Here is a 9,881-nt window from a genome sequence, read left to right as displayed (position 1 = left end):
GAGAGGGTCAGCAGGTGGTCGAGCCCGACGTCGATACCGACGGCCGCATCCGTGGCGGGGAGTGGCTGGACGGCAGGGTCCTCGCACAGCAGGGAAACGAACCACCGGCCTGCCGCATCCTGCGACACGGTGACCGTGGACGGGGACACACCCTCCGGGAGGGAACGCGACCACACGATGTCGAGCGGATCCGCCATCTTCGCCAGGGTCAGCGTGCCGTCCCGGAACCGGAACGCACTGGTGGTGTACTCCGCCGACCTCCTCGACTTCTTTCGCGACTTGAAACGCGGGTACTTCGCCCGCTTGCCGAAGAAGTGCGCGAACGCCGTCTGAAGATGCCGCAAAGCCTGCTGGAGCGGGACGCAGGAGACCTCGTTGAGGTAGGCGAGCTCTTCGGTCTTCTTCCAGGCCGTCAGCATCGCCGACGTCTGGTGGTAGTTCACCCGCTCCTGCCGCGCCCAGGCCTCCGTGCGCGCCGCGAGGGCCAGGTTGTAGACCTTCCGCACACATCCGAACGTGCGCGACAGCTCCGCCGCCTGCGCATCGGTCGGATAGAAGCGGTACTTAAACGCCCGCTTCACGTGAGTGGCCTTCACGGTTCACACACTAACTGATCAGTTTTTTGGCAGCGCAGGCAGTTGGGGTGAACGCCACTCCGCCCTGGCGGCGAACCGGCTTTCCCTGCCCTGCTCCGCAGGAGCTTCGTTTCCTCCCCCGGCTGAAGCCGGGGGTATCCACGAAGGAGAGACTCGATGAGCGGATCCATCGAACGGCTCCCCGGTCGGCTCACTCCGCCCGACCTGTCCGACTGGGCGGAGGCGGGATTCCCCGTGCTGGACAAGGTTCCGACGGAAACGCACGGCATCCACGTCGAGGAACGCCTGACGGACGGGACGTATGTATTGCAGGCCCAGCTGCCGGGCATCGACCCCGCGAAGGACGTGGAGATCACCGTCGCGCAGGGAGTCCTCACCCTGCGTGCCGAGCGCAGCGTGGAAACCCCGGACAAGCGCCGCAGCACACGCCCCTACGGCCACTTCACGCCGCTGCCGGCCGGTGCGAAGGACGACGAGGCGACGGCGGAGTACAAGCACGGGGTCCTGACCATCAGGATGCCGGTGCCGGAACGGAAGACGGGCGTCATCAGCGTCCCGGTGCGGGAACCTCTGCGTGCCGGTACGCGCTGAGCCGACCACATGTACGCGGCCGGGGCTTTGAACCCGGCCGCGTACGAGTCCGCCTCCACTCGTTGCGTGTGACATGACGCCGAGGGCCGCCCGCTTCTCGCGGGCCCCATCGCACGGCGGGCGGTTTCCCTCCGCTTCGCCATGTCTTCCGGTGGCCCTCGGCGCGTTGCCGACGATGCCGCCGACCTGCCCGACACCGCGGCGCCTGGACAAAGCTCACCGCCGCACCGGGCCCCTTGCGGTCGGCGGCAAAGAGGGAGCGGGCCGCCGTCGCCGTACCGGCGCACTGGGCGAGCGGGGGCCGAACGGCCCCATCACGCCGGGCTCATCGGTCCCGGCAGCCGGGCCGGACGAGGGCCGGACGGCAGCTCGGAGGGCTCCCGCAGACCCTGTCCGGCGTACCGGCGGGAGACGAACATCGACAGCAGAGACCGTCCGCGCCTTTGTGCGGACGACGTCGCGAGCGATCCGGAGGCAGTAATGGCGACCGTGGCCCCGACAGGCGTGGAAACCACTGAGAGCGCGTCGAGCGCGTGGTGTGGCTTCGCCGGGCGACGCTGGCGCGACCACATCGACGTGCGCGACTTCATCCAGGCCAACTACACGCCGTACGAGGGCGGTCCGGGCTTCCTCGCGGGTCCCACGGACCGTACCCGCGCCGTCTGGGAGAAGGTCAGCGCACTGTTCCCGCAGGAGCGCGATAAGGGCATCTACGACGTCGATGCCGCAACCCCGTCGACGATCACGTCGCACGAGCCCGGCTACATCGATCTGGACCGGGAACTGATCGTCGGCCTGCAGACCGACGCCCCGCTCAGGCGGGCGATCATGCCCAACGGCGGACTGCGGATGGTGGAGAGCGGGCTGAAGGCATACGGCTACGAACCCGATCCCTTCGTGACGAAGGTGTTCGGCACCTACCGCAAGACCCACAACGACGGCGTCTTCGACGCTTACACCCCCGAGATGCGCGCCGCCCGCAAGGCCGGGATCATCACCGGGCTGCCGGACGCCTACGGCCGCGGCCGGATCATCGGCGACTACCGGCGGGTCGCGCTGTACGGCACCGACCGGCTGATCGAGGCCAAGCGGGCCGAACGCTCCCTGCTGGACGCTCGGCCCTCCAGCCCGGACGTGATCCGCGACCGCGAGGAACTGGCCGAGCAGATCAAGGCGCTGGGCGAGCTGACCGAGATGGCCGCCTCCTACGGCTGCGACGTCTCCCGTCCCGCCGCCACGGCGCACGAGGCGGTGCAGTGGCTCTACCTGGGCTTCCTGGCGGCGGTGAAGGAGCAGAACGGCGCCGCGATGTCGCTGGGCCGCACCTCCACCTTCCTGGACGTCTACCTCCAGCGGGACCTGGACGAGGGGATCATCGACGAGACCCGCGCCCAGGAGCTGATCGACGACTTCGTGATCAAGCTGCGGATCGTACGGTTCCTGCGCACCCCCGAGTACGACGCCCTGTTCTCCGGCGACCCGACCTGGGTGACGGAGTCCATCGGCGGCATCGGCACCGACGGCCGCCCCCTGGTCACCCGGACCTCCTTCCGCTTCCTGCAGACCCTGTACAACCTCGGCCCGGCCCCCGAGCCGAACCTGACCGTGCTGTGGTCGCCCCTGCTGCCGTCCGGCTTCAAGGAGTTCTGCACGCAGGTCTCCATCGACACCAGCGCCGTCCAGTACGAGTCCGACGAGCTGACGCGCCCGCGCACCGGCGACGACACCGCGATCGCCTGCTGTGTCTCCGCCATGGCGGTGGGCAAGCAGATGCAGTTCTTCGGGGCGCGCGTCAACCTCGCCAAGGCGCTGCTGTACGCGGTCAACGGCGGACGGGACGAGATGACCGGCGAGCAGATCGGGCCCGAAACGCCGCCGCTGACCGGCGACTACCTGGACTACGACGAGCTGTCGGCGGCGTACGACCGTGTCCTGGACTGGCTGGCGGAGGCGTACGTCAACACACTCAACGTCATCCACTACATGCACGACAAGTACGCCTACGAGCGCATCGAGATGGCCCTGCACGACCACCCGGTGCACCGGTTCATGGCGTGCGGCATCGCCGGCCTGTCGGTCGCCGTGGACAGCCTGTCCGCGGTGAAGCACGCGCGTGTGAAGGTGTTCCGTGACGCGAGCGGACTGGCCGTGGACTTCGAGACACAGGGCGAGTTCCCGGCGTACGGCAACAATGACGACCGCGCCGATTCCCTCGCCGTCGACCTGGTGGAGTCGTTCATGGCCAAGGTGCGCAAGCACCCCACCTACCGGGAGGCCGAGCACACCCAGTCGGTGCTGACCATCACCTCCAACGTGGTCTACGGCAAGCACACCGGCAACACCCCCGACGGCAGGCGTGCCGGGCAGCCCTTCGCGCCCGGCGCCAACCCGATGAACGGCCGCGACCGGCACGGAGTGGCCGCCTCGGCCCTGTCGGTGGCCAAGCTGCCGTACGAGGCGGCCCGCGACGGCATCTCGCTGACGACCACGATCACCCCCGAAGGGCTCGGCCACTTCCCCGAGGAGCGTGCGGGCCACCTGGTCGGCATCCTCGACGCCTACATGGCGGCCGGCGGCTTCCACATGAACGTCAACGTGCTGAACCGGGCGGTGCTGGAGGACGCGATGGAACACCCGGAGAAGTACCCGGAGTTGACGATCCGGGTCTCCGGCTACGCCGTGAACTTCGTCCGCCTGACCCGCGAGCAGCAGCTCGACGTGATCAGCCGCACCTTCCACGGATCTCTGTGAGCGAGCGGACCCTGACGGCGATGACGACAGACCGAGCGACGAGGCGCCGCCGGATGACCGGGCCCGGCCGGGCAACCGAACCCGGCCCGGTGACCGAACCCGGCCGCGTGACGGGCCGGATCCATTCCTGGGACCTGTCCACCGGCGTGGACGGTCCCGGGACCCGGTTCGTACTCTTCCTCAGCGGCTGCCCGCTGCGCTGCCTGTACTGCGCCAACCCGGACACGTGGCACATGCGCGACGGACGGGAGACCACCGTCGACGAGGTCATGGCGGAGATCGACAAGTACCGGGCCTTCATCACCACCGCGGGCGGTGGAGTCACCCTCACCGGCGGTGAAGCGCTGCTCCAGCCCGCCTTCACCGCCTCCCTCCTGCACCGCTGCAAGGAAGCCGGACTGCACACCGCCCTCGACACCTCCGGCTTCCTCGGGGCCCGTGCCACCGACGATCTCCTCGCCGACACCGACCTGGTGCTCCTGGACATCAAGTCCTTCGACGTCAACACCTACCGCAAACTGACCGGCGGCGAGCTCACCCCCACCCTGAACTTCGCCACCCGCCTTGACCGGCTCAGCATCCCGATGTGGATCCGCTACGTCCTCGTCCCCGGCTGGACCGACGATCCGGCGGCCGTCGACGGACTCGGCGCGTTCCTCGCCGGCCTGGGCACCGTCGACCGTGTGGACGTCCTGCCGTTCCACAAGCTCGGCGCCCACAAGTACGACGCCCTCGGGATCCCCTTCCCGCTGCGCGACACACCCACCCCGGACCCCGAGCTCACCGAGCGGGTGCGCGAGCAGTTCCGGAAGCACGGCCTGCGGGCCCTTTGACCTGGAGTGCACCAAGAATGTGAGGGAGTGCGAGAGAGATGACCACTCGCCATGTGACCGTCGGAGTGGACGGTTCCCTGGCCGACGCCCGGGCGCTGGACCGAGCCGCCGAGGAGGCGGAGCGACGCTGCATCGCGCTGCACATCGTGTACGCCGTGCCCGACCGGGACGAAGCCGGACCGGTCCTGGCCTCGGCCGCCCACCGGATACGCGCCCGGCGCCCCGGCCTGCCGGTCGTGGCCTCGGCCGTCGAGGCGAACCCCGCGCACGCCCTACTGCGCGAAGGGCGCGACGCCGATCTCACCGTGGTCGGAACCCGAGGGCTGGGCGGCGTCACCGGCAGGCTGTTCGGTTCGGTGAGCCTGCGCCTGGCCGCGCACACCCGCAGCCCTCTCCTCGTCGTACGGGGCGACCGGCACTCCGGGGAATCCGGCACGGTACTGCTCGGCATCGAGACCGACGCCGACGCCGAGGCGGCGGCCTACGCTTTCGCCGAGGCGGAAGCCCGCACAGCGCGGCTGAGCGTCGTGCACGCCTGGACGCACAGGCACCTCTCCCCCGAACTGCCGTCACTGGTGCCCGCGACGAGCCCGGGCCAGCGGGAGGAGGCGCGGCGCGCCCGGAGCGAGGAAGCGGTACCCCGCTTCACCCTGGCCGGACTGCAGGAGCGGTACCCGCACGTCGGCGTCGAGACCCGGACGGTGCGTACGGCGCCGGCGCAGGCACTCCTCACGGCCACCCGAGAAGCCGACATCGTGGTCATCGCCGCACACCGTGACCCGAAGCGGCACGGGGTGCACCTGGGGCCGGTCACCCACACCCTGCTGCATCACTCCCACTGCCCTGTCGTGATCGTGCCGACCGGATGGGACAAGGGTTTTCCGACCTGAGGGACTTGCGGAGTGGCCAACATCGTCGATCCGACCCGGCGCTGCCCAGGAAGGACCCGTCTCGGCAGCAAGCTGCCGGGGCGGGTCAGCGTCAGCGCCGAGGGGTGCGCGCGGTTCGGGTGGGGGACGTGCCCGTACGGGTGCGAACCGCTCGGGCACGCGGCCGACGACCCACGTGCGACCGCTGCCTGGAACAGGCCGTCCCCCTGGCGCGGTCGCCCTCCGGCCGGGGGGACGGGGGAACCCCTCGCGGATCGGATGCGGTGCCGCGCCTGATTCAAGGATCACACTGTGGCAGCAGGCACCAGAGAGGCGACCGGCCCCACTTGGGGGACAGTGGGGCCCTTGCGCACCGCGTTCCGTCCCGTTCAAGTGCGCCGAGCGAGTGCGGCACGCCGGATGACGACACCGGCGCGTTGACCGGCGTGGAGGCGGTGATCGGCAAGGACCTCACCGCGGCCCTGCTCGCCGAGGACCTCACGGCCGACTTCCTGCTCATCCTCACCGACGTCCCGAACGTCGCGCCCGCGCCCCTCACCCGACGGCGTTCCTCCATCGATGGCGTGACCACGGCCGGGCGACCCTTCCCGGGAAGGCTCATGCCACCTAGGCATCAGGGTTCAGGCCCGGCTCAATCGAAGTCAGGGTCGGTGGGCTCGTCGATGGCGGTAAGCCGGATGCCGGTGATCAGGTCAGGGGTGATGCGGACCCCGTAGTCCATGGTCTGCCGCACCCAGGGGCACAGCAGCGCCTGGAAGCGGGCCAACTCGTGCGGATCGGTGACCAGATGGGCGTAGCCGGTGATCACCACGCTCCAGCCGAGATGCGTGGCCGGGTCGATGGCGTCGGCTTCGTAGGCCACGACCACGCCCGGGCTGCCGCCCTGACGGGTGCACCAGGTCAGGGCCGCGCCCTCGTGAGTGCGGATGATGATGTCACCGTCGTCCAGGACGTGATTGACCGGGCGGACGGTCGGCAGCGCGTGCCGGGTGAAGACGATCCTGCCCAGGGACACGCTTCCCAGCAGGCGAAGGGCTTCGTCCTTGCCGAGTTCCACGCTCTGGCGCGGACCGGTCACGGTAGGAGCGGCGTTGTCGATGGTCATGGCGGACTTCCGGACGGCTCGGTCATTTACTGTGCGTCTGCGGACCGCGCGCAGCAGGGCTGTCGCGGCCCGGTTGCCGTCCCGGCAGCCGAGGCGGCCGGGACGGCTTGGGGGCAGTCCCTCGCGGACGTGAGCGCGTCCCGGCTCAGGCACCCGCCGAGGGCCGCCGCCGGGGACGGGCTCGATCAGGCCATTGCGACGGCACGCGGCACCTCGCACCAGGGCCTTTCGGTTCTCATTCCGCGTCCGGCCGACCCGTGTCCGGCGCAACCGCGTCCGGCTGCAGCTGCTTCCTGCCGTAGTAAGCCGTGCGCATGATGTCCTGCATGTCGTCGAGCATCGGCATCCGCGGGTTGGCCGGCGCGCACTGGTCCTCGTAGGCGTTGAGCGCCTGTTGGGGCAGTGCGTCGAGGAACCTCCGCTCGTCGACGCCGAGGGCCTGGAACGACGGCTCGATGCCCACCGCGCCGCGGAGGCGTTCGACGGCCACGGCCAGCGACTCCACGCCCTCGGCCGGGGTGGCGGCGGGCAGGCCGAGGGTGCGGGCGATGTCCTGGAAGCGTTCGGGGGCGCGGTAGCTCTCGTACTTGGGCCAGCCGGTCAGCTTGGTCGGGATGGTGCCGTTGTAGCGGATGACGTGCGGCAGCAGGACCGCGTTGGTGCGGCCGTGGGCGATGTGGAAGGCGGCGCCGAGGGTGTGGGACATGGCGTGGACGATGCCGAGGAAGGCGTTGCCGAAGGCCATGCCCGCGATGGTGCCGGCGTTGTGCATCTTCTCCCTGGCCTCTGCCGAGCCCTCGCGGTCGTTCACGGCCGCTTCGATGTGCTCGAAGATCAGCCGGATCGCGTGCAGCGCGAGGCCGTCGGTGAAGTCGTTCGCGTACACGGACACGTACGCCTCGATGGCGTGGGTGAGGGCGTCGAAGCCGCTGTCGGCGGCCAGCGCCGGGGGCAGCTCGGTGGTGAGCAGCGGGTCGACGATGGCCACGCTCGGGGTGAGCGCGTAGTCGGCCAGCGGGTACTTCTTGCCGGTCGCCGGATCGGAGATGACCGCGAACGGCGTGACCTCCGCTCCGGTACCGGACGTGGTGGGCACGCACACCAGACGGGCTCGGCTGCCCAACGTGGGGAAGCGGAAGGCGCGCTTGCGGATGTCGGAGAACTTCTGCCGCATGTCCGCGAAGTCGATCTCCGGCTGTTCGTACAGCAACCACATCACCTTCGCCGCGTCCATGGGCGAGCCGCCGCCGAGGGCGATGATCGTGTCCGGGCGGAAGTCCCGCATGAGGTCGGCGCCGCGGCGCACCGAGTCGATGCTCGGCTCGGGCTCGACGTTGTCGATGATCTGCAGGGTCACCGGCTCGGGCCGACGCTGCAGGACGCGGCTCACCCGGTCGACGAAGCCGAGGCGGGTCATGGTGGTGTCGGTGACGACGGTGACGCGGTGCAGGTCCGGCATGGACTGCAGGTAGCGGATGGCCTGCGGCTCGAAGTAGATCTTCGGCGGGACCTTGAACCACTGCAGGTTGTTGCGGCGGGTGCCGACCCGCTTGATGTTCAGCAGTTGGGCGGCGGAGACGTTGTTGGACACCGAGGTGCTGCCCCAGGAGCCGCAGCCCAGGGTGAGCGACGGGAGCAGGCCGTTGTAGATGCCGCCGATCGCGCCCTGCGAGGACGGGGCGTTGACGATGATCCGCACGGTCTTCATCCGGCGGCCGTACGCCTCGGCGGCCTCCCGGTCCTCGGTGTGGATGACCGCGCTGTGGCCCTGGCCGTGGAAGGCGACCATGTCGGCGGCCAGGTCGAAGCCCTGCTGCTCGGAGCCGGCACGCAGTACGGCGAGCACCGGGCAGAGCTTCTCGCGCGTCAGCGGCTCGTCCGGGCCCACCCGTTCGGCCTCGACGAGGATGACTGAGGTGTTCTCGGGCACGCTGAACCCGGCCTCTCGCGCGATCCACGCGGGGCTCTGACCGACGGCCGCCGCGTTCACCTTGGGCTCGCAGCCGCCGCCCGCGGACTTGCCTGCCGGGAAGAGGAAGCTCTCCAGCTTGGCCTTCTCCTCGGCGGTCGCCAGGTGGGCGTGCAGCGTACGGAACTCGGCGAGTGCCGCGTCGTAGATGTCGTCATCGAGGACGACGGCCTGTTCGGAGGCGCAGATCATGCCGTTGTCGAAGGACTTGGACAGGACCAGGTCGTTGACGGCCCGGCGCAGCTTGGCGCTCTTGTGCACGTACGCGGGGACGTTGCCGGCGCCCACGCCGAGCGCGGGCTTGCCGGCCGAGTAGGCGGCCTTGACCATGGCGTTGCCGCCCGTGGCGAGGATCAGCGCGACGCCCGAGTGGTGCATCAGTGTGCTGGTCGCCTCGAGGGACGGGGCCTCGATCCACTGGACGCAGTGCTCCGGTGCTCCGGCCGCGACGGCCGCGTCCCGGACGATCCGGGCAGCCTCGGCGCTGCACCGCTGTGCGGAGGGGTGGAAGGCGAACACGACCGGGTTGCGGGTCTTCAGCGCCATCAGCGCCTTGAAGATCGTGGTGGAGGTCGGGTTGGTCACGGGGGTGATGGCGGCGACCACGCCGACCGGCTCCGCGATCTCGACCATGTCCTCGATGTCGTCCCGGGCGATGACGCCGACCGTCTTCATCCGGCCCATGCTGTGGGTGACGTGCTCGCACGCGAACATGTTCTTCGCGGCCTTGTCCTCGAAGACGCCGCGGCCGGTTTCCTCCACGGCGAGGCGGGCCAGTGCGGTGTGCTGGTCGAGGGCGGCGACCGAGGCCTTCTTCACGATGTGGTCGACCTGCTGCTGGTCGAGGGACTCGTAGTCCGCCAGCGCCTTCAGCCCGTTGGTCACCAGCCGGTCCACGGCGATCGCGGTGTCGGAGGGCCCGCCTTGAGCGTGCTGCCGAGCAGCGGTCCGGTTGCGGTCGTCCTTGTGGGCCATGGAGATGCGCCTCCTTGATCGGCGTGCCGACGTATGGATTCGGCGTTCGGGTAGGGAGCGGAACCGCGAGACATCGGTGCCGCTCCCCTGACGACGGTCTCTCAGCGGGGCGCTCGCTCCCAGGTGCCGAGGGTCCTCCCTCGGGTCCGACCGGCCCGGGGATCCAGGGCC

General features: G+C 69.9%; 7 protein-coding genes and 1 pseudogene. 5 read left to right on the top strand and 3 right to left on the bottom strand.

What is annotated here, in order from left to right; genetic code table 11:
• The coding region (locus tag ACWDRW_RS39675; RefSeq protein WP_451733262.1) for an RNA-guided endonuclease InsQ/TnpB family protein at positions 1-596 on the bottom strand (596 nt) is incomplete at its 3' end.
• Positions 597-752: 156 nt separating this feature from the next.
• On the opposite strand from ACWDRW_RS39675, the gene ACWDRW_RS39670 reads away from it, so the two are divergent.
• From ACWDRW_RS39670 to ACWDRW_RS39650, 5 genes and pseudogenes are all read left to right on the top strand, one after another.
• A complete protein-coding gene (locus tag ACWDRW_RS39670; RefSeq protein ID WP_451733259.1) occupies positions 753-1,187 on the top strand; it encodes an Hsp20/alpha crystallin family protein in 435 nt (144 codons plus the stop codon).
• A gap of 480 nt (positions 1,188-1,667) precedes the next feature.
• Complete coding sequence (pflB, locus tag ACWDRW_RS39665) at positions 1,668-3,938, top strand: formate C-acetyltransferase (RefSeq protein WP_451733257.1); 2,271 nt, start codon at positions 1,668-1,670, stop codon at positions 3,936-3,938.
• A gap of 53 nt (positions 3,939-3,991) precedes the next feature.
• Positions 3,992-4,771, top strand: a complete 780-nt coding sequence (pflA, locus tag ACWDRW_RS39660; RefSeq protein WP_451733264.1) for a pyruvate formate-lyase-activating protein — start codon at positions 3,992-3,994, stop codon at positions 4,769-4,771.
• 38 nt (positions 4,772-4,809) lie between these two features.
• Entirely contained in the window at positions 4,810-5,661 is an 852-nt protein-coding gene (locus ACWDRW_RS39655; RefSeq protein WP_451733255.1) for a universal stress protein, read from the top strand.
• A gap of 398 nt (positions 5,662-6,059) precedes the next feature.
• A pseudogene (locus ACWDRW_RS39650) lies at positions 6,060-6,183 on the top strand (amino acid kinase family protein); the annotation flags it as partial.
• 109 nt (positions 6,184-6,292) lie between these two features.
• Here ACWDRW_RS39650 and ACWDRW_RS39645 read toward each other — a convergent pair.
• Both ACWDRW_RS39645 and adhE read right to left on the bottom strand, forming a co-directional pair.
• The gene (locus tag ACWDRW_RS39645; RefSeq protein WP_451733252.1) at positions 6,293-6,766 is read right to left on the bottom strand and encodes a pyridoxamine 5'-phosphate oxidase family protein; all 474 of its coding nucleotides are present in this window, start codon (positions 6,764-6,766) and stop codon (positions 6,293-6,295) included.
• 235 nt (positions 6,767-7,001) lie between these two features.
• Positions 7,002-9,710, bottom strand: coding sequence for a bifunctional acetaldehyde-CoA/alcohol dehydrogenase (gene adhE, locus ACWDRW_RS39640; protein ID WP_451733250.1), 2,709 nt, complete (start codon positions 9,708-9,710; stop codon positions 7,002-7,004).
• Positions 9,711-9,881 lie beyond the last annotated feature (171 nt).

The organism is Streptomyces sp. NPDC003635, assembly GCF_053587635.1.
The sequence above is the reverse complement of the archived record's forward strand: the minus strand, read 5'-3'. Positions and strand labels throughout refer to the sequence as shown.

Coding starts and splice junctions, on each gene's coding strand:
- pflA (WP_451733264.1), top strand. CDS start 3,992: ATGACCGGGCCCGGCCGGGCAACCGAACCCGGCCCGGTGACCGAACCC.
- ACWDRW_RS39670 (WP_451733259.1), top strand. CDS start 753: ATGAGCGGATCCATCGAACGGCTCCCCGGTCGGCTCACTCCGCCCGAC.
- pflB (WP_451733257.1), top strand. CDS start 1,668: ATGGCGACCGTGGCCCCGACAGGCGTGGAAACCACTGAGAGCGCGTCG.
- ACWDRW_RS39645 (WP_451733252.1), bottom strand. CDS start 6,766: ATGACCATCGACAACGCCGCTCCTACCGTGACCGGTCCGCGCCAGAGC.
- adhE (WP_451733250.1), bottom strand. CDS start 9,710: ATGGCCCACAAGGACGACCGCAACCGGACCGCTGCTCGGCAGCACGCT.
- ACWDRW_RS39655 (WP_451733255.1), top strand. CDS start 4,810: ATGACCACTCGCCATGTGACCGTCGGAGTGGACGGTTCCCTGGCCGAC.